Here is a 20,311-nt window from a genome sequence, read left to right as displayed (position 1 = left end):
GGCTATTCTTTTATAACACGTTTCTCGACGGCAAAATGGACGTGTTCGGTTATTTGGAGACGGTGAAGTATCGATAGCGGTGCGGAGGAGAAGGTGCGCAGCCTGCTCGCCGGGGGCTATCGGGGATATTGGGGCGTCGAATACAACGCGCCGGGCAACCAATACGTGGAGATGGAATGGATCATTGGGACCGTGAAGCGGATCGTGAGCAATGCCGGTCGAGTCGTGCAAGAAGGACATGATGTTTTCTCTTAAGGGTAAAAAAAAGGACCGATTCTCTTGAATCGGGCCTTATATGATTTTGCCGGTTGCAGCATAAGAAAACTTTCAACACCCGTTAGCTGGTCAGCTTAAATTGGCTGTTGTACAACTCGTAGTAGAAGCCGCGCTTGGCCAGCAGCTCTTCATGTGTGCCGCGCTCCGCGATTCCGCCATGATTCATGACAAGAATCTGGTCGGCCTCGCGGATCGTGCTGAGACGATGGGCGATGACAAAGCTGGTCCGGCCTCGCATCAGGGCGCGCATGGCGGTCTGAATATGCATCTCGGTTCGGGTATCGATGCTGCTGGTTGCCTCGTCGAGAATCAGAATAACGGGATCGGCAAGCACGGCGCGAGCGATCGTCAAGAGCTGCCGCTGGCCCTGGCTCAGGTTGCCGCCGCCCGACAGGAGCTGCGTATCATAGCCATCGGGCAGCTTCATGATGAAGTCATGCGCATTGGCAAGCTTGGCGGCGGTTTCGATCTCTTGATCCGTGGCATCCAGCCGGCCATAACGAATGTTCTCCCGGATCGATGCCGAGAATACATAAGCATCCTGAAGCACGATCCCCAGCTGACTGCGCAGACTGTCCTTATCCAGTTGGCGGATATCGCTGCCATCTATGGTGATTACGCCATCATCAATCTCATAGAAACGGGTGAGGAGATTGATGATGGTGGTTTTGCCGGCGCCTGTCGGACCGACGAGCGCAACGGTCTCACCCGGCCGGGCGGTAAGCGAAACATCCCTCAGAATCGGGACACCTTCCTTATAACTGAAGGACACATGATCAAATCGTACCTCGCCATACATTTCGTCCGCTTTTTTCATCTGTTCATTGCCTTGGTATTCGGACTCCGTATCGATAATCTCAAAGACCCGTTCTGCCCCGGCAACCGCGGACTGCACCAGGTTGAACTGGTTCGCCAGATCGTTCAAAGGCCGTTGAAACTGCTTCGAATAATTCAGAAATGCAACGACGACCCCGACGGTCGTGAAATCCTTGAAAGCCATGTAGCCGCCAACCGCTGCAATCAAGGCAAAACTGACGTTATTCAGCACGTTCATAACCGGCCCGACCGTGCCCGAATAGATCTGGGCTTGAATGCTGGCATCCGTCAGCTTTTTGTTCATGTCATCAAACTGGGCGGCGGCATGCCGTTCGCGGCGATATACCTGCACGACCTTTTGGCCCGAAACGGTCTCATCAATGAATCCGTTAAGCTCGCCCAGCAAGCTTTGCTGCTTGGAAAAATGCTTCCTTGTCCGGCTTGCCACCGTCTTCGTGAACAGCATAACGAGCGGAACGGTCACCATGCTGAGCAGTGTAAGCCATACGTTGAGGTACAGCATGATGGCAAGCGATCCGATCAGGGACAGGACGCTGGAGATGAACTGGGTTACGCTTTGGTTCAACGTACCGGAGACATTCTCGATATCATTGGTCGTGCGGCTCATCAATTCGCCGTGCGTCTTGCTGTCGAAGAAGCGAAGCGGCAGGACTTGAAGCCTTGCAAAGATATCCCGCCGCATGGCCAGAATGGACAGCTGGGATACTTTCACCATGACATGCTGCTGAAGCCATGCCGTGAGCGCGGTACCAGCATAAACGGCAAGAAGTATCGCACATAACCCCATAAGTCCTCTGATGTCTCCCGGGATGATGTAATGATCTACGGCATTCCCCAGCAGATAAGGGGCAATCAGTGAGAGCAGCGTCGTTACAAGTGTGAATACGAAAACAGCCATCATGCCGCCTTTGAACGGACGGATATAGCTCCATATCCGGCGTATCGTATCCATCGTATGTTTCGGCTTGGCTTTGGCTATCGTCATTCCGCGGATGGCGTTGCCGCCTCGCATGCTAAGGTCCGGACCGTCCGTATGATGGGCATGCTTGGAATCCTGATTCGGTTTAGCCATGAGAAGACACCTCCTTGCCGAATTGCGATCTATAAATGTCTTGATATACTTCACAGGAAGCAAGCAGCTCGCTGTGCGTGCCTTTCGCGATCAATTCCCCGTCATCCAGCACCAATATCAGGTCGGCGTCGATCACGGATGAGATCCGCTGGGCTATCATCAGGCAGGTCCGGTCTTTCATCAGGCGGGCCAGCTCTTTCCGAAGCCGTGACTCCGTTCCCGTATCGATGGCGCTGGTGCTGTCATCAAGGATCAGAATGGCGGGTCGAAGCAATAATGCCCGCGCAATGGCTATCCGCTGTTTCTGTCCGCCGGACAGGTTCACGCCGCGTTGTCCTAGAACGGTATCGTAGCCATCCGGCATGGAAGTAATGAAATCATGCGCTTGGGCAGCTTTAGCCAAAGCCATTACTTCTTCATCGGAAGCGTCCGGTTTCCCGTAGCGGATGTTGTCCCTTATAGTGCCTGTAAAAAGGATGGATTCTTGCAGGACGATGCCGATTCGTTCGCGCAAAGCGGACAGCTCCATTCTCCGCACATCGGTTCCGTCGATTCGTATCTGCCCGGAAGTCACATCGTATAGACGGGGGAGCAGGGATACCAGAGAGGTTTTACCCGAACCTGTTGCACCCATAATGGCTACATGCTGTCCTGGTCGGACCTTGAAACTGATGTCGCGCAGTACGGGCTTCTGCATCTTCGGATAATAGGAAAAGGTAACGCGGTCAAACATGATCTCTCCTTGCTTGTACGCATCGGTTGCCGGATGAACCTCGTTCACAATTTCGGATTCTGTACGCATGACCTCCTGAATGCGGTCAGCGGAAACCTTGGCCGTAGAAATCCGCACCAGCATCATGGCCACGGACGAAACCGAGAACAATACCTGCGTGACATAGTTTATAAAGGCGACCAGGCTTCCGACCTCAAAGGATCCGCCAATAGCATCCTTTCCGCCGAACCACAGGACGGCCACGATGCTGGCATTCAGAATCATGGTCAGGATGGGCATGTTGAGCGCAACGATCCGCTGGGTTTTTACCGAAACTTGCGTGAAATCCTGGTTCGCATCATGAAATCGGTCCTTCTCGTAACTGGCACGTACGAATGCCTTGGAAACCCGGATTCCAGCGAAATTCTCCTTCAGTACCGTATTCACCTTATCGAGTTTCTTCTGAACGGTGGCGAACAAGGGCAGGGTAGCCCGGATCAGGAAAAACATCACGACGAACAGCAACGGAACGGCAATAGCCAGAATGATGGCCAGCTTGGGGCTGATGATCACTGCCATGATCATGCTTCCTATAGCAAGAAACGGTGAGCGTACGAAGATGCGCAGCAGCATCTGCACCATCGTCTGAAGCTGAACGATATCGCTCGTAAGCCGGGTGATGAGCGACCCGGTCGAGATGTTGTCCAGATTGCGGAAAGACAGGGTCTGAACCTTGCGGAACAAATCCCGGCGAAGGTCGGCGCCAAAACGCTGTGAAGCAATGGAAGAATAAATCGTGCACCCGAGACCTCCAAGCAGCCCGATGGCTGCAGCTCCCAGCATGAGCAGCCCTGTACTGAGGATGTGTGCCGTATTGTTTTGCATGACGCCGCGGTCGATAATGCTGGCCATCAGCATGGGCTGAAGCAGATCCATGGCGACCTCCAGCAGCATCAACAGCGGTGCAAGCAGGGCCGCTGTCCAGTGAGGACGTAAATAACGAAATAGTTTAAGCAAGAATAATGGCACCTTCTTTATTCTTATTAGTCTAAATACCAAGGTAAGCCATGGGCTTCAGCCTTGTCAAAGGGTAAAGAGCGAAAGCCCGGGAGGGATTCGCATCTCTTAAGAAAAACTTTAACTTTTCCCTACTTTTCCTTAAACTATAATCTTTAAGATGGTGGGACAAAGATAGAGGGAGTTGTTGAAATTGAAGAAGGGTTTGATATTGCTCGTGATCTTCCTGTTGGTCGGATGCGAGCCCGCACTAACGGAGACGCCAATCGCGAATGATAACGAAGGAACACATAAGGAACAGGATATGAACGCTGGCTCCGACGCGCAGGCGAATCCTCAATCAGAAAATGATAACGATGGAAATAGAGCGGTTCAAACGGTCTCAGTGACAGATGAACAAGTAAACCAGGGGAATCTGGTTTTGGTCAACAAGGATCACCCGCTGGATCCGGCAGCCGTACCGACGGATATCGTGAATTTGTTTCAGGATCAAGACTTAATGAATGGTTACGTGGTTCTTGACAACACAATCCGTTTATCGCGCACTGTGGCGGAGCGTTTTGGCGATATGATCCAAGCAGCAGGAGAGGACGGGGTCAATCACTTCATGATCAGCAGCGGGTACCGGGATGAGAGCGAACAAGAGGCGTTATATCGCGAAAAAGGCGCCGATTATGCATTGCCTCCAGGCTACAGCGAACATAACCTCGGGTTATCCATGGATATCGGATCTACGCAGAAGGCGATCGATCAATCTCCGGAGGGCAAGTGGCTGAAGAAGCATGCTTGGGCGCATGGATTCATTTTGAGATACCCCCAGGACAAGACGGATATCACAGGGATCCAGTATGAGCCGTGGCATTTTCGTTATGTAGGGCTTCCGCACAGCATGATCATGCACGAGCTGGATTTTACGCTCGAAGAGTATCTGGATTTTCTAAAGGAGAAAAAAACCTATAAGGCAACCGTAAACGGGAAGGTCTACGAAATCGAGTACGTACCCGTCCAGACGAAAGAAACGGCAATTGAGGTTCCGGCCGACAGCGAGTATGAGATATCCGGCAACAACATCGATGGCATGATTGTGACGGTGCAGCTAGGCAAGGATGAGAATGAATGAAGCAAACGCCTAAATGGATAGTATTATTGCTGTATGCGATGTATGTGTATGTGCTGGTCAAAATCATTCTGTTCAAATTCGGCGACGTGAACATTTCGTTTCTGTGGCAGCAGCTGCAGCGTTCGATCGATAATCCCGAATCTATGCAGAATCGATTGCAATTTGCCAATTTTACGCCGTTTAAGTCCATCCATCAAAATATGAAACGGCTCTCGAGCCCGCATGACGTGATCAATCTGTTCGGAAATATCGCGATTTTCATACCCAATGGCATATTCGTCAGTGTATTGCTGAAAAACAAGTGGATGGGATTGATCGGCGCTTTCGTGACTTCCTTCGGGCTAAGCCTTGGGCTGGAGTGCTCGCAGATTCTCTTTTCGATGGGAAGCTTTGATGTGGACGATTTAATCCTGAATACGGCTGGCGGGGTGATAGGCTGTTTCATGGTCCTTGTCTTGAAAGTAGCCTTTTCGGGAAAACAATCCCATATTGATGAGGGTAGGGGCAAGAAGGGCAAGCCGTTATCCGAGGCGAAGAAGCAAGAGGCCTCATCTTGAACCTGATAATGAGTACCGATTTGACGTTGAAGACATATCTATAAAGGCGGTGGTTATAATCGTGAATAAACGCTGGAAAAGGATTTTGTTCGGTTCCATCGGATTGGTCTTTGTCATGTTCGTCCTAAATATCGCATTATATATCCATTCGATCGGTTGGAATCATATCAAACTGATGTATTCGCTTCATACCACCGACAAATCCGTCGTTAAGATCGATGATCCTTCGAACGGCCATGGACTGTATCTTACGAAGATGAGGCAACCGGCTGAAATGATTAAGGAGCGGATGCAGCGCGAGGATTGGCATTATGTTATGCAAGAGGGCTCCGGATATTTTTTTGAAAAGGATGACCAGGATGTCGTGGTGACAACCAAGATATGGCCGAATCGTTATTTTGTCAGAATTTCGGTTCAGCATGACGTCGTGAATTTAGCCGACTGATGGCATGGCCGTTATCCCAAACAAAAAAAGCATCGATACGATGCTTTTTTTGCGTGGGTGCCCGCTAAGCGACCGTTTCTTTGGCAATATGCCGTGAAACGGTCGCAGCATTAACAGGGATCTGCCTTTCTCTCACGCCTCGGCCGATCCGGTCTGCGCGCCGGAAGGCACGCCGCGGAGCCAGCTGCGCCGCCATTTCAGCTGCATCACAATCGTAAGGGCCAGCGATGCCGCGGCAATGAAACTCAGAATGATGAACCCGGCGGTGTATGAGCCTGTCGCTTGGTACAATCGGCCCAATATCAGCGGCAGCGCGTAGCCGCCCAAACCTCCGGCAGCCCCGACAATCCCGGTAACCAGGCCGATCTCGCCGGCAAACCGTTGAGGGACAAGCTGAAATACAGAACCATTCCCCGCGCCCAGGCACATCATGCCGATAAACAGCAGCGTGACGACAAGCCAAAGCGGCGGCAAGAAGGAGACGCCGATCAGCATCATGGCAGCTCCGGCATAGAGAAACATCAGCATTCGCGAGCCCCCGATACGATCGGCCAGAAAGCCGCCTACAGGACGGAAGAAGCTCCCTGCTATGACGCAGATCGTTGTAATGTCCGCAGCCTGAACCGCGGAAAGGCCATACTGGGTGTTGAAGAAGATCGTTAAATAGTTGGCGAGCCCGACAAAGCCGCCAAACGTCACGCAGTACAGGGCACAGAATACCCAAGCATCGCGCTGTTTAAGCACATTGCCATATTCGGACAGCCGTTTGGGGGCAGGCCGATTCGGACTGTTGCGGGCAAACAGCGAGAAGTAGATGAAGACCAATACAATGGGAATGATGGCAAGTCCGAAGACAATCTCCCAGCTTCCGAAATGCTGCGCCAGCCGGTTGGCGAACAGGGTCGCCAGGACGGTGCCGCTGTTCCCGGCTCCGGCGATTCCCATCGCCAGACCTTGATGTTCTTTGGGATACCACTGTCCCGCAAGAGGAAGTGCTGCGGCGAACGAAGCTCCCGCGACGCCGAGAAGAATCGCAACGACGTACAATTGATCAAGGGAATCTACCCATAACCAGCCAAGCAAAAGAGGGACCAGCGTGACGACCATCCCGATCTGAGCCGTTAGCTTCGGGCCGATGCGATCGGCTAGGAAACCTAATACGAGTCGAAGTATCGAGCCGCCAAGAACGGGAAGTGCCACCAAATTTGCCTTCTGCACCGGATCCATCGGATAGTCTCCGGCAATGACTACCGCAAGCGGTCCGAGCATGCCCCATATCATGAAGCTGATATCGAAATACAAAAAAGCACCGAACAGGGAGGGCTTGTGCCCGCTTTGCCAAAATCCTTTCTTCTCCATAGTTATCGCTCCTTATCCAAATGTGTACGTTCTCTATTCCTGGTGCGGATCTGCAGATGCAGGCATAAAAAGGCCGCAATTCGCCCATTGCAGAACGACTTGCGGCCTCGTTGCCCAAGACGAAGACACGTCATTGTGTCTTCCGTCTGTAAAATACATATGATTTTGCTGATTCACATTATAGATAACAGGTCAAATAAATGTCAATATACATTACACAAAAATCGAATAATTATTAATTATTAAAATTTCAATGAATATATGTCATGTATATTGACATATTAAATTTCGTCAACTAAGCTATAGGTATGTTGCGAATACCAATACGGCACAAGGATGTGCCGGTTTTGAAGGCAATGACGCCCTTTCCTGTTCCCAGGGAAAGGGCGTTTCGTGTTTTCTTACATGAAAGTGACAAGGGTGGAGTGGAGGTAATTCATGAAGAGAAAGAAGCTCATTGTTGTCGGAAATGGAATGGCAGGGATACGATGCGTAGAGGAAATACTCCAGCTTGGGCCGGATCTTTTCGATATTACGATATTCGGCGCCGAACCTCGCCCCAACTATAATCGGATTCTGTTGTCCAAAGTCCTTCAAGGCGAACATTCCCTCCAGGATATTATCCTGAACGACTGGTCTTGGTATGAGCGGCATGGCATCCGGTTATTGACCGGTGAAGCCGTTCATCATATCGATGTCAAAGCCCGCTGTATCGAGACTGTCTCCGGTAAGCGGGAAGGGTATGATGCATTAATTCTGGCAACAGGCTCATCCCCATTCGTTCCGCCTATCCCCGGGACGGATAAGGAAGGCGTCCTTTCATTTCGGACGGTGGACGATTGCACGAAAATGACCGAAATGTCCAAGGTTTACACAAAAGCGGCTGTCATTGGCGGGGGATTGCTGGGATTGGAGGCAGCCCGGGGACTTCTCCATCTCGGCATGGAAACCCATGTGGTTCATAATGCCCCTTATATCATGAACCGGCAGCTGGACCGGACGGCAGCCCATATGCTGCAGCGGGAGCTCGAAAGCCAAGGGATGCGATTCCACTTGGCGATGGATACCACGCGAATCGTTGGCCGAACAAGGGCGCAGGGTCTTCGGTTTATCGACGGAACCCGGCTTGATGCGGATGTAGTGGTGCTAGCCGTAGGGATCAGGCCTAACGTGGAGCTGGCCCAGAGAAGCGGTCTGCTGACGGGGCGGGCTATCCTGGTGGATGACTTCATGAGGACAAGTGAGCCGAATATTTATGCGGTGGGAGAATGCGCGGAGCACCGGGGGATTAGTTACAGTCTAATCGCTCCCCTGTATGAGCAAGGAAAGGTGCTTGCCCGGGTTATCTGCGGCCGGCAGGCCGAGCCTTATGGCGGTTCGATTCCTTACTCCCAGCTTAAAGTCTCGGGTGTGGATGTATTTTCGGCCGGCGCGATATCGGGGATCGATGCGGAAACCGCCATTCAGCAATACGATGCCGTAAGCCGTACGTACAAAAAAGTGATCATGCACAAAGGCAGGGTTACGGGTGCCATTCTGTTCGGAGACACGACTGAGGGATCCGCGCTGCTGTCTATGGTGAAGAAGGGCGCGGCTGTCTCGGAGCTTATCCCGCAAGAAGGCATTGTAAGCTCGGCGGAAGCAGCTGCACAGACGCTCCCGGATCATGAAACGGTGTGTGCTTGCAACGGCGTGAGGAAAGCGGAGATCATGCAGGCCGTTACCGATCGCAATCTCCAAAGCACGGAAGAAGTTAAGCAGCTGACCAGGGCATCCGGTTCGTGCGGCGGCTGCCGGCCAATGGTGGATGCCCTTGTCAAACATGCGCGAAGCGGCAAGAAGAGGGCTTCGCAGAGGGCGGCCATAACGCCGGAAGAGATTCCCGTATGTGAATGCACGAAGCTGGGGTACTCCTCATTGAAGCAAGCGATTGCCCATGCGGTGAGTCAAGGCTGTCATACGATATCGGATTTCATGCTCCATCAGGGCTGGAAGAAGCCGGGCGGATGCATGGCCTGCCGGCCAGCTCTGCGTTATTACTTTGAAATGACGGGGATAGGGAACGGTGATGAACCGGTTCGGAAGACTTGGCATCATGTCTCCGATGCGGATCATGGACTTTACCAAGGCGTTCAGGTATGGATTGGAGACACGGAAGGCTCGAGGGCGGAGGCGGCAGGCATTCGGCGCATTGGAGAATGGCTTCGCCTTCGCTGGCAAGAGGTATCGCTCCCTTATCCTGTACATGCAGGGGTGTCCGATCGTCTAGCATCGTCCGTCAGCATACTGGTTCAGGGGATCGGAATAGCCGCTTCGCCCGCAGGCTGGGAGGTTTATCTCGGCGGACATGCGGACCACCCTGTCCGTGAAGGACAATTGATCGGCGTTGCTGAACGTGAGGAAGATGTAATGCAGCTCGTATCCGCTTGTTTGCAGTGGTACCGGCAGAACGGTTTGTATGAGGAGCCTATGTGGAAATGGGTGGAACGTACGGGTGTGACCTCGATCCGGGAGCATGTTCTGGACCACGATCTGCAAATAGAGCTTGCAGAGATGCTGTCTCGGCGGGAATGGAAGACACAAGCGGGTTAAACAAGCGAAATATAGGGAGAGGTGGTCAGTTATGGTTTATTCGGAATCGCCCTCTGCGGGAGGAGCTGCGGCCGTGGTAGAGACACAATGTCCGTTTTGCAGCGTACAGTGCAAGATGACGGTTGTAGAGGAAAAGAAGAGCATCCCGGGAAGGTTCAGGGCCAAGTATAAGGTGGAGGGCATACCGAACCTCGCTTCGGAAGGCAGGGTGTGCGTCAAAGGCATGAATGCCCATCAGCACGCAGCCCATTCGCAGCGGCTGCAACATCCGCTGATCCGTTCAAACGGCGAACTCGTTCCTTGCTCTTGGGATGAAGCGATGGCCGTGATTAGCGATCGATTTCAGGCGATATCCGAGAGATATGGTCCCGATGCCCATGCCGTCTACGGCGGCGGGTCCCTGACCAACGAAACGGCCTATTTGCTCGGGAAATTTGCCAGGGTGGCGCTCGGTACCCGGTATATCGATTATAACGGCCGTTTCTGCATGTCGGCCGCAGCTTCTGCCGGGAGCAAAACCTTTGGAATCGACAGGGGGCTGACGTTCAGGCTGTCCGATATTCCTCTTGCCCGCTGCATCGTGCTGGCCGGCACCAATATAGCGGAATGCCAGCCTACGCTGCTCCCTTACTTCAACCAGGCCAAGGAGAATGGGGCGAAGATCATCGTCATCGATCCGCGCAGAACCGCAACGGCCGCAATAGCCGATATGCATTTGGCGATCAGACCTGGGACGGACGCCATGCTGGCGGATGCGATGCTGAAAATGATCGTGGATGAAGGTCTCTTAGACGAAGGCTTCATTCAAGCAAGAGCCACGGGTTACGAGGAATTGAAAACCTATTTGGACAGCTTCGATTTATCACGGGCCGCCGATTTATGCGGATTAGATGTGGAGCTGATCCGGGAGGCCGCCGTTTCCTATGCTATGGCGGATACCGGGATGGTGCTGACGGCCCGAGGGGTGGAGCAGCAGACGGATGGCCATCTTGCGGTACGCCGTTATCTGAACCTGGTCTTGGCAACAGGAAAAGTAGGGAGGGAAGGCTGCGGTTACGGGGCGATCACCGGTCAGGGGAACGGCCAGGGAGGAAGAGAGCATGGGCAGAAGGCCGATCAGCTGCCAGGCTATCGATCGATCGAGAATGAGGAGGACCGGGCATATGTTGCCTCCGTGTGGGGCGTTAAGGCTTCCAGCCTGCCTGGAAAGGGCGTCTCTGCCTACGAGATGATGGAGCTGATTCATGAAGGCGAAATTAAATCGCTCTTCGTGATGGGGTCCAATCCCGTTGTTTCGAATCCGAATGCCGGGCTTGTGGAGGAAGGCTTAAACCATCTCGAATTTCTGGTGGTTGCGGATATGTTTATGACCGAAACGGCCCGATTCGCCGATCTTGTCCTGCCGGTAACCTCCTATATGGAAAATGAAGGTACGCTGACGAATTTGGAGGGACGGGTTCTCCTCCGGAAGGCGGTGCGACAGGCGCCGGGGGAGGCGCGTCATGACTGGATGATTCTATGTTCGATCGCAGACAGATTGGGCAGGGGTGAATATTTTGACTTTCACGAGCCTGAGGAGATATTTAATGAGCTGAGGCTTGCAAGCAAAGGCGGCATTGCAGACTATTTCGGCATCACCTATGACCGATTGCACCGTGAAGAGGGAGTGTACTGGCCGTGTCCCTCCGAAGAAGAATCGGGGGCGGGGCTTCTGTTCCGGCAATCGTTCGCTCATCCTGACGGAAAGGCCGTGTTTTCCGTGACGCCGGGGGATCCGTGGGTGGGGGTGTCCGAGGAGTACCCGCTCATTCTAACCAATGGCCGTGTTCTATCACACTACTTGACGGGCGTGCAGACCCGGAGAAGTCCTTCCCTGCTTGCGCGCGAGCTTGAAAATTTCGTGGAGATCCATCCGCTTACCGCGCAGCGTTACCGAATCCGTGACGGGGAGTGGGTAGAAATCGAGTCGGAACATGGACGTTTTTCCGTACGCAGCAGGATTAAAGAACATATAAGAGAAGACACGCTGTTCGTCCCGATGCATTGGGGCGGCGTGCAGAATGTCAATCATGCGACCCGGCCGGAACTGGATCCGTTCTGCAAGATGCCCGGTTTTAAGACAGCCGCTGTCCGGATACGGTCTTTGAGGTAGGGTGACGCAAACAATGCAGTCCGTTCTTCATTGACAGGATGAATATGGAAAATTATAATAGGAACAATTTTATATTCAAACACAATGATTGGGAGTAGTAGAAATCGTTCATGGTTCAGAGAGCTGCAGCAATGGTGAAATGCAGTCCGTGAGGATTCCGAAGCTCGCCCAGGAGTGGTGAGGCAGAAATGGAGTATGCCTTGACGTTTAGCCTTCGTAATCGGGCTTCAAGCGGATTCGATGAAGATCGGATCAAGTAGAGTGGTACCGCGCGGGTAGTTAGCCTGTCGTCTCTTAGGGGATGACGGGCTTTTTATATTTTATCGAAGGGAAGGGTTCATATGGTTAACGCGAAAGAGCGCGATTGTTTTATCTGTCGAAAGCATCGGGGAGAGATCCAGCTTCCAGGGGGAGCGATTTATGAGGATGAGCTGCTCTACGTAGGCCATATTTCTTCCGATTCCAACGAAGCTTATCTGGGATATACCATGATCGATATCAAGCGGCATGTATCGGGATTAGCGGAGCTGCAAGACGATGAGTCGGCCGCCGTCGGACGGATGCTGACCCGGGTGAGTCGCGCATTGAAAGCATGCATAGGCGCGGAACATATCTACTCCTTCGTGCTGGGAGATCACGTCCCTCATCTGCATATCCATCTGATTCCGCGTTATCCGAATACGCCCGTGTCCTATTGGGGGTTTGGAATTAGCGGTTGGCCGGAAGCCCCCCGAGGTAATGCCGCTCAGATCGAAGAAGTGTGTTCGCGAATCAGGCATTATATGGCGCAGGATGAGGTTTCTCCATGAGGCCTCATATCGTGAAGTGGCACGGCAGCACCAGCATGTTCCTCGACGATCCGCAGACGATTGCGGTTTCCCATGGGGTACTGGGCCGGTATGGCGGCAGCTCGGCAGCCGGGGCGGATAAAAACGAGGATGGCGCTTATATCTGGATCGATGCGGAATCTGACTTGGAGTTCGTCCTGCTGCTGGATGCCCATGACACCGATGAGAGCGCCCAGCTCGTCTTATCCTATATCGATGGGGCCGCATCCGAGATTGCCGGCATCCTTCGCGAGCCAATCGAGCAGTGTTTTCAAAACCTGCATGACTATTTGCTGGGCATGTTGACTTCCGAACGCTTTCGCGAGGATTGCAGGAGAATTGCCGGTGAAACTTCCTGTCTGCTATGCTGCAGACGCGAAGAATACTTGTGGTGGTTTAACGTCGGGGATTGCCTGCTTTATCTGCTTCATCCCGAATTGACGGCGCTCGGGCAAACCTTGCTCAATCAACGGAATTTCTACGAATGGATAGGGAAGGTAAACACATTCGATAAGCAGGTCCCTTGTTATTCCACGGGCGTAAGAGAGCTGCGCTCCGGGAAAAACGTGATTGTATTAAGCACCGATGGCGCGTTAGAATGGGGACCGTTATTTCTGGAACATATGAAACAGCTGCGTGGCGTTGATCTGGAAAAAGGCGTGAAGGATTTCATGCAAATGTCGCATGAACGCGGGATCAAGGACAGCGTCACCATGATTGCATGGCAAGTGGAGCTTGGGCATCATCCCAGCTATCCATCCGATGTTTCAAGATAGGAAATGCATGCAAGATAAATCGAACTCAACTGAAAAAGGCTGGGAAACCCGGTCAATGACCGGGTTTCCATTGATTTAATGAAGCTGGTGCTGGAGATTTTTCGCCCACTGTTCATGAAGATCTTCCTTGGAAAGATGGAAGATGCCGTAATAATCATCCGGATTGCGAATGAATTGGTTCAATGAATCTAACCCGTATTTTTCAATCATGAACGCAACGATCAAATATGAGAACTGAAATCCTGTTTTGCCGAAATCCCAGGAATCATCATTCAGATCCTCGAAGTTTGGAACTGCCCGATTACGAATAGCTTCGGTCGTCGTGCTTCGAATGAAGTCTTCCGACATCTGCTGAGCTTCGTACCCCCCGATGCCCTGACGGATCCATCTAGGTGCCAATGGATTAATATCACTAATCAACCACATCGCATATAAGTGCAGGGTGGATCGGAGGATCGAGTGATAGGTATGCTCGGGTCCCGGGTTCAAGGGCGAGACGATTTTTAACGTGCAGTTATCGAACGTCCCCATGAACCAATTAGGTGCATCGCTTTCGCCTACGGCTTGATGGAATGTGGGCAGGTCGGGATAAATTTCAATAACGATTTTGCGGGAAGGCTGATGATTATATTTCGCGGCCATCTGTTCTACATTATTCTTGAGTTCTTGAACCAGGTCCTGATGCACCTTGTTCTGATGATGATTTGCCTCACTTTTACTTTCAATGGATATCAAGTCGAGTATCGACATAATCGTGATGTCACCCCATTCTCTTAATTCTTTCTTCAGCTTCGCTAAGGACCGATACAATCGGTTCTTCACCGCACTCTCGCGCATGCCGACGATCTGGGAAATTTCCTGCAGCGTACAATCCACAAAAAATCGTAAAGATATGATCTGCTGATCTCGTTCGCTTAACTTCTTAAGCGCTGCTCCGATATCAATTCGAATATCAACATAACCTGCAAAATCAAGGGAGATGGACTGCGATTCAAAACGTGTAAAGTCATAAGGTTTTTCATTTTTTCGTGCTAAACTTCGATACTCATTTTTGACTGTGTTTTGAGCAATTTTGAAGATCCAAGTGAACAGACTGGATGTTCCATTAAACTTATCAAGGTTCTCCATTGCCTTTAAAAACACTTGCTGGGTTAAGTCATCTGCCGCCGTCGGATTCAATTTCAGGGCGAGATATTGCCGGATCCTTGGGCGATATTCATCATACGTATCTTCAAATGTTCGTTTTGTTCCTTGATTATCCGGATAACCAGGGAGTTTGTCTTGAGCTCTAGACATGGTTAAGAACCTCCTCTTGACCTTACAGTTTATTAGACACCGGAGGTATGCAGAAAGCCACAGTGGAACAGAAATATTCTCGGAATCTAGGTTTTAATGCATTTATATTCATCATCCTATAAAGGCACAAGAAAGAAGGGCATTCACTGCATATGATGTCATCATCATGTATATGGGAAGCGAGGTGATCCTTATATGCCTTCGAAACGCGCAAGGAAGTCCAGATCCGCTTCCATACCGAGACCGCCGCAGCATTGGGTAGGTCAGCCGGTCGTGGTCGTTCTGAAGGACGGCAGCTATTACGTCGGCGAACTGAATCAGATCCAAGGCGGGGAAGTGACGCTATCAGGGCTCCGGGCCAACAATAAGATGCCGGCTGCGATTGCCCGAAGCGGAGACAAAGCGCAAATATCCGGATTTTTAAGCGACCTCTTTGGCGGACCTCCAAGCGCTGCGTCAGCCGAAGGAGTCGAGGAGGGAGTGGCGGCTGCGCCTGCAGGCCCTCTCGGCTTCCTGGGACAGATCGTGCCTCATATTAAACTGGGTATGAACGTGATAAAAGCCATCATGCCATTAATGGGAGTGTTGAAAATCTAACCAAGGGCAAAGGTCTAATCGAAAAAAAAAGAAGCTTGAACACTCAAGCTTCTTTTTTTGTTATGCCGTTTGATACAAAAATCTCATAGAAGCATCAAATCGCGAGGGCACGCTTCATAATCGATTTGGCTTCCTGTGCAACGGCTTCGTCCTTATCGTCGATAGCCTGCATGAAGATGAGCATGGGGATATAAACGGCGATTAAACGAGCCAGCACTTTCGTTTCTTCATCCACGCTGCCATAGGCTTCAAAAAATCCCTCCCTTGAAGCCGGAGGCAAGAAGCTGTAAGCAATGCTCAGGTCGCAGGCGGGATGTCCGATGCTGACGTCGCCCCAATCGATGATGCCGGAAAGCTTGCCTGTTTCGTCCACCAGCATGTTTTTGAAATGAAGATCTCCATGAATAAGAATATGTCGCTGCTTGACCCGATCCAAGGAAATGCCGTACAAATAGTCGACGATCTCCTTCATTTCTGCATCCGTAAAATGGAGGGTAAGCTGGGATAGATAGTCCAGCATTTTATCCCTGCGCCCAGCAAGATCGGTCAGATTACGATGGTCCACCGCTACACCTTCTTGCTGCGCTATGTCCACGGGAAAGGCATGCAGGTTCTTCAGAAAGCGCGCGAGCGCTGCCGCCGACTGCATCCGTGTTTCATCCGTCAGTCCAATCGGAAACGACCCGGAAAGATAGGTGTACCCCAGGAAAGGCGCGGGGTAGTCTGCGCTTTCTTTTCCGAAGAAAAGGGGCTTGGCATAGGGTAACGTTATGTAATTCGCCAGCTTGGGCAGGATTTTGGCTTCGGTTTGAAGTAAAGGGATGGCAAATGCTCTTCTGGGAAAACGAAACACGTACTCTTCGCCGATGCGATAGACAGTATTGTCCCAGCCGCTGCCGATCTTTTGGATGGGTAATGAGGACAGCTGAGGAAATTGACGGTTAAGCAGCAGCCGGACTAACGGCTCCGTCACTTCCCATTCGGCATCCCATGGATTTTGTCCCATACTTGTCTTCACCTCCATAAATGAATAACTTCCACAAAACGGAACACTTACCCAGTGTATCGGAATCGCATCGTACGGGCAACGGAAAGGACCGCTGTAATTGAACTTTACCGACCAATTTAGATATCTGTATCATAGTGATTCCTTTCACAATAACATTATTGTATAGTAGAAGAGAGATAAAAGTCACTTGCGGACATCCAGAAGACCAATAAATCGATGAAATGAAGGGATACGTGTGCCATATTTACGTTTTAAAGGATTTTCAGAAGTTTTCCTCGAAGAAATAACGCCAACCGTGGTTGAAACATTCGCCGGTATTGTTCAGATTCCGAAAGAAATCGTGAAAATCGAACAGCTCCCATATCGGATCATTACGAATACGCCGTTATCCGTCGAAATCCTGATGTTCCAGCGGGCTCAGGAGACCCACGATGCGGTTGCGGCCAGCATTCACGAGATCCTGTCGGAACGCGGGTACCGGAACGTACATATATTCTTCGTGATTCTCAATCGGAATCTCTATTATAAAGAAGGCAGGCCATTAGAATAAAATAAGATATGATGAGTGAAAACAAGGATGCTGGAAGAGCATCCTTGTTTTTTACTTAAAATGAATGATGGACTTTATCTCATATCTTCTTACCGTTATGATAAATCAAAGAGATTATGAGGCATGGTAAGTGCATAGACAGGAGGAAACATGGACCGACTACAGGGCATTTTGAAGGAATATTACGGTTTGGGTCATTCCGTTATTGTACTCCAGCAGGGCGGTTGGGCTGCGCTTGCTTACAAAGTGAGTAATGGCGCACAGGACTATTTCCTGAAAGTTTATGAGAAAAGCCGGGCCTCCACGCCCAAATGGACTGCGCTGATTGACGATTATGTGCCGATCCTGCTGTGGCTTGAGGAGCATAGTCGTTTAAAGGGCAGCATTCCGGTGCCGATGCTGACGACAGACCAACGTTATCGATGCGAGGATAACGAAGGCATTTATTTGCTGTATGAATATATCGACGGGGACACGATTGCAGATCGCAAGCTGACGCAGAATCAAGTGAGACAACTGGCAGAGATCATCGCTGAGCTCCATCGTTACGGGGAGGATTTTCCGCTGGTGACAAGTGCCATGACGGAAAACTTTACGGTGCCTTTTCTTGGTCAGCTAAGGGAGGCGTTGGACGCGGGGAAGCCGGATGACATGGGGGAAGTCATGAATCCCCATATCGACAGCTTGAAGGGTTTGATACTTGAAGTGGAAGCGCTGTCCGAAGCGCTGAAGAAACGCGATCTTCGCCTGGCGCTGTGCCACACCGACGTGCATGCCTGGAATCTGATGTCGGATGGTCAGCGATTGATATTGATTGACTGGGAGGGGCTGAAGCTGGCGCCGGTCGAAGCGGATATGATGTTTTTTGTCAATGAACCCTATTTCGAATCATTTATGAGGATTTATAAAGAAACGCATAGCGATTACGAGATGAACAGCGAGGCGCTGACGTTTTATCAAGGCAGACGTAGATTGGAGGATATCTGGGAGTTCATGGAGCAGCTGCTATATGATGTCCAGAATGACGAAGAACGCGCGTCCACGCTTCACAGCCTTAAGAAAGAGCTTGAACAGATCTCGATGTCGAAATCCTAATCAGCATTAGGTTTCAATATGTAAAAGCCTCCTGTTAGAGTTCATTGCATCTACCAGGAGGCTTTTGCTTTGCTTGTCCATCGGAATGGTTCACATGACGTATTTTTCCAGCACCCAACAGAGCAGAGCCATAAACCAGGAGACAAAACCGAAGATCATCACGATTTTGTTCTCGCTCCAGCCGTACTTGAGACTGAAGTGGAAATGGATCGGGGCCATCCGGAACAGGCGCAACTTGGTCCGTTTGTAATACCATACCTGCAGGATAACCGAAAGCTGCTCCGCCAAATAGATCAGGAACAGCAGGGGAATCAGAATTTCGACCTTCTCGATAACAGCAAGGAAGGAAAGGGAGCCGCCGATAGCCAGGGATCCCGTATCGCCCATAAAAGCCCGGGCCGGATGAATGTTGTAGAGCAGCAAGCCCAGCAGACAGCCGATCATGACCAGCGAGAACATCTGAACCTCCGGTTTATCGGAGATCAGGAAGAAGAAAAAGTAGGTCGGTATGGCCACATTGATCAACAGTCCGTCCAAACCATCGGTAAAGTTGATGGCATTCGCCGAGCCTACGATGAACAGCAGCATGATGATAATGTAGACGCTGATCGGCAGGTGAAGCTGGAACCCGTTGAAAAGCGCGATATCACTTGTCAGCGAGAAGGACTGGAACAGGACATACAATAATGCCCCGGTAAACAGGAACTGAAGCACAAGCTTCATGCGGCCGGAAATTCCGGACGGGTCCTGCCACGCCGCTTTTTTGAAGTCGTCCATAAACCCGATCGAGCTGAACAGAAGAAAGGTGGAACATAAAAAAACGGTCAGCGGCTCAGGCTGAAACTGCAGCGACATCCCAATGCCAATCAACAAAATAAGGCCAGCCATTAACGGCGTCCCGCGTTTGGCCTGATGATCGGGAGGCAGCTCTGTCCGGATCGGCTGCGTTAGCTTTAAGGTGCGCAAACCCCAGATGAGCAGCGGCGTAAATAGCGTCACCAGCAAGAACGATAGTCCGGATACACCCAGAATTCCATTCATCTCATACACATCACTTTCTATCCATTTCCGTTATTTCATTGTATTTCGATGGAATGGACAAATATTCCTTCTAATTTCTAGAATTGATAGGGTCTGTTAATGGACAAGCGTTGGCTGTCATTTCCCGTGGAGTTTTCGAAGACGGCGTGAACCATCAAGACTGACTCGGCGCTACTTGTCATGTTCGACTCGAAGTGCAGTAGTGTGATTTCGCTTGCATGGCATCTCCGTTCTTAAAGTAAGGTGAGAAATGAGGTAGCCATGGCTACCTTGATAATGGTTTAATCAATTTAATCGCTATAACAATTTTAAATCCCTAATCGTGATATTACTGAATTGGGAGCGGTTAGATTATAAAGGATACAGCACCGAAAGTATCGGGAGCTTACAACGTCGATTACGGCGATTGTGAGCTCTTTTTGCTTTCCAATAATTAGGTTGCTGCTATAATGGGAGGGTGGGAATGTGAGTGTTTGGTTGTCTCGGAATGATGAAAATTCCTTGTATGTTCGTTTTAAATATGATGAACAAATGGTGACGAAGATTCGAGAAATTCCAGGAAGGAAATGGGTCAGTGATAGAAAGGTCTGGATGATTCCATTTACACTCGAATCCATTCGACAGTTGTATACACTTTTTGAAGGAACAATGATTCATGTTGATAGCATGTTGATGAAAGAGTCCAGCTTGTTTAACAATGAAGTTTACATGCTTATATACGAGAGATCTTAGAACAAAAGAGCAAGTAGCTAACAACAAACAAATATCACTCGAGCATCTCAATGAAGTCAGTAACTCCAGCTAACACCGTATTCACGTAGCGGGCCTGACGGCCCTTGGTCTGCAGAGGCTTTTCGGGGAAGCGGAATCAGCAGACACCCCTGCACTGGCTAAGTCCGTCGGACCCGGGGCTGGCGCCCCTTAAGCCAGTGAGGGCTCGTGAGTACAAGAGACGTTATATGAAACCACCCGAAAAACCAA

The 20,311-nt window shown here is 50.8% G+C and carries 17 protein-coding genes and 1 other annotated feature; of the genes, 11 read left to right on the top strand and 6 right to left on the bottom strand.

Annotation, left to right across the window (positions count from 1 at the left end; genetic code table 11):
- The first annotated feature begins 93 nt into the window (after positions 1-93).
- On the top strand, positions 94-255 hold the full coding sequence (locus BMX45_RS31410; RefSeq protein ID WP_175495176.1) for a hypothetical protein: 162 nt from the start codon (positions 94-96) through the stop codon (positions 253-255).
- Between the two features lie 82 nt (positions 256-337).
- On the opposite strand, the gene BMX45_RS20905 is transcribed toward BMX45_RS31410, so the two are convergent.
- Both BMX45_RS20905 and BMX45_RS20900 read right to left on the bottom strand, forming a co-directional pair.
- Positions 338-2,185, bottom strand: coding sequence for an ABC transporter ATP-binding protein (locus BMX45_RS20905; RefSeq protein ID WP_090911490.1), 1,848 nt, complete (start codon positions 2,183-2,185; stop codon positions 338-340).
- Positions 2,178-3,914, bottom strand: coding sequence for an ABC transporter ATP-binding protein (locus tag BMX45_RS20900; RefSeq protein ID WP_090911488.1), 1,737 nt, complete (start codon positions 3,912-3,914; stop codon positions 2,178-2,180). Before BMX45_RS20900 ends, BMX45_RS20905 begins: the two co-directional genes overlap by 8 nt.
- A gap of 193 nt (positions 3,915-4,107) precedes the next feature.
- On the opposite strand from BMX45_RS20900, the gene BMX45_RS20895 reads away from it, so the two are divergent.
- The 3 genes from BMX45_RS20895 to BMX45_RS20885 all read left to right on the top strand — a co-directional run bounded on the left by BMX45_RS20895 (position 4,108) and on the right by BMX45_RS20885 (position 6,036).
- Positions 4,108-5,034, top strand: a complete 927-nt coding sequence (locus BMX45_RS20895) for a M15 family metallopeptidase (protein ID WP_090911761.1) — start codon at positions 4,108-4,110, stop codon at positions 5,032-5,034.
- Positions 5,031-5,591, top strand: a complete 561-nt coding sequence (locus tag BMX45_RS20890; RefSeq protein ID WP_090911486.1) for a VanZ family protein — start codon at positions 5,031-5,033, stop codon at positions 5,589-5,591. The genes BMX45_RS20895 and BMX45_RS20890 overlap by 4 nt, the downstream gene beginning before the upstream one ends.
- Positions 5,592-5,652: 61 nt before the next feature.
- A complete protein-coding gene (locus BMX45_RS20885) occupies positions 5,653-6,036 on the top strand; it encodes a hypothetical protein (RefSeq protein WP_090911484.1) in 384 nt (127 codons plus the stop codon).
- A 132-nt stretch (positions 6,037-6,168) separates the two neighbouring features.
- Here the strand turns inward: BMX45_RS20885 and BMX45_RS20880 are convergent, their stop codons facing one another.
- Complete coding sequence (locus tag BMX45_RS20880; RefSeq protein WP_090911482.1) at positions 6,169-7,395, bottom strand: nitrate/nitrite transporter; 1,227 nt, start codon at positions 7,393-7,395, stop codon at positions 6,169-6,171.
- Between the two features lie 438 nt (positions 7,396-7,833).
- On the opposite strand from BMX45_RS20880, the gene nirB reads away from it, so the two are divergent.
- The 4 genes from nirB to BMX45_RS20860 all read left to right on the top strand — a co-directional run bounded on the left by nirB (position 7,834) and on the right by BMX45_RS20860 (position 13,742).
- Positions 7,834-9,987, top strand: coding sequence for a nitrite reductase large subunit NirB (gene nirB, locus BMX45_RS20875; RefSeq protein ID WP_090911480.1), 2,154 nt, complete (start codon positions 7,834-7,836; stop codon positions 9,985-9,987).
- A 31-nt stretch (positions 9,988-10,018) separates the two neighbouring features.
- Positions 10,019-12,139: an assimilatory nitrate reductase catalytic subunit NasC gene (locus tag BMX45_RS20870; RefSeq protein ID WP_090911478.1), complete on the top strand. Its 2,121-nt coding sequence runs from the start codon at positions 10,019-10,021 to the stop codon at positions 12,137-12,139.
- Positions 12,140-12,214: 75 nt separating this feature from the next.
- Positions 12,215-12,437 (top strand) — a binding site (T-box leader).
- Between the two features lie 43 nt (positions 12,438-12,480).
- Positions 12,481-12,948 (top strand): HIT family protein, encoded by a 468-nt coding sequence (locus BMX45_RS20865; protein WP_090911476.1) that lies wholly within the window; start codon positions 12,481-12,483, stop codon positions 12,946-12,948.
- A complete protein-coding gene (locus BMX45_RS20860; RefSeq protein ID WP_090911473.1) occupies positions 12,945-13,742 on the top strand; it encodes a PP2C family serine/threonine-protein phosphatase in 798 nt (265 codons plus the stop codon). The genes BMX45_RS20865 and BMX45_RS20860 overlap by 4 nt, the downstream gene beginning before the upstream one ends.
- Positions 13,743-13,817: 75 nt before the next feature.
- Here the strand turns inward: BMX45_RS20860 and BMX45_RS20855 are convergent, their stop codons facing one another.
- A complete protein-coding gene (locus BMX45_RS20855; RefSeq protein ID WP_090911471.1) occupies positions 13,818-15,038 on the bottom strand; it encodes an RNA polymerase sigma factor in 1,221 nt (406 codons plus the stop codon).
- A gap of 195 nt (positions 15,039-15,233) precedes the next feature.
- Here BMX45_RS20855 and BMX45_RS20850 point away from each other — a divergent pair, with 195 nt between their 5' ends.
- Positions 15,234-15,635, top strand: coding sequence for a hypothetical protein (locus BMX45_RS20850; protein ID WP_090911468.1), 402 nt, complete (start codon positions 15,234-15,236; stop codon positions 15,633-15,635).
- A gap of 94 nt (positions 15,636-15,729) precedes the next feature.
- On the opposite strand, the gene BMX45_RS20845 is transcribed toward BMX45_RS20850, so the two are convergent.
- Complete coding sequence (locus tag BMX45_RS20845) at positions 15,730-16,641, bottom strand: aminoglycoside phosphotransferase family protein (protein WP_090911466.1); 912 nt, start codon at positions 16,639-16,641, stop codon at positions 15,730-15,732.
- A gap of 238 nt (positions 16,642-16,879) precedes the next feature.
- Between BMX45_RS20845 and BMX45_RS20840 the strand changes: the two genes are divergently transcribed.
- Both BMX45_RS20840 and BMX45_RS20835 read left to right on the top strand, forming a co-directional pair.
- The gene (locus BMX45_RS20840) at positions 16,880-17,194 is read left to right on the top strand and encodes a DUF1904 family protein (protein WP_090911464.1); all 315 of its coding nucleotides are present in this window, start codon (positions 16,880-16,882) and stop codon (positions 17,192-17,194) included.
- Positions 17,195-17,344: 150 nt separating this feature from the next.
- Complete coding sequence (locus BMX45_RS20835; protein ID WP_090911462.1) at positions 17,345-18,289, top strand: aminoglycoside phosphotransferase family protein; 945 nt, start codon at positions 17,345-17,347, stop codon at positions 18,287-18,289.
- Between the two features lie 90 nt (positions 18,290-18,379).
- Here the strand turns inward: BMX45_RS20835 and mraY are convergent, their stop codons facing one another.
- A complete protein-coding gene (gene mraY, locus BMX45_RS20830) occupies positions 18,380-19,330 on the bottom strand; it encodes a phospho-N-acetylmuramoyl-pentapeptide-transferase (RefSeq protein ID WP_175495175.1) in 951 nt (316 codons plus the stop codon).
- Positions 19,331-20,311: the final 981 nt, after the last annotated feature.

Source organism: Paenibacillus sp. cl141a, from assembly GCF_900109305.1.
Taxonomy (GTDB): Bacteria; Bacillota; Bacilli; order Paenibacillales; family Paenibacillaceae; genus Paenibacillus_AQ; species Paenibacillus_AQ lautus_A.
Note: the sequence above shows the minus strand (reverse complement) of the source record. Positions and strands in the feature narration are given on the sequence as shown.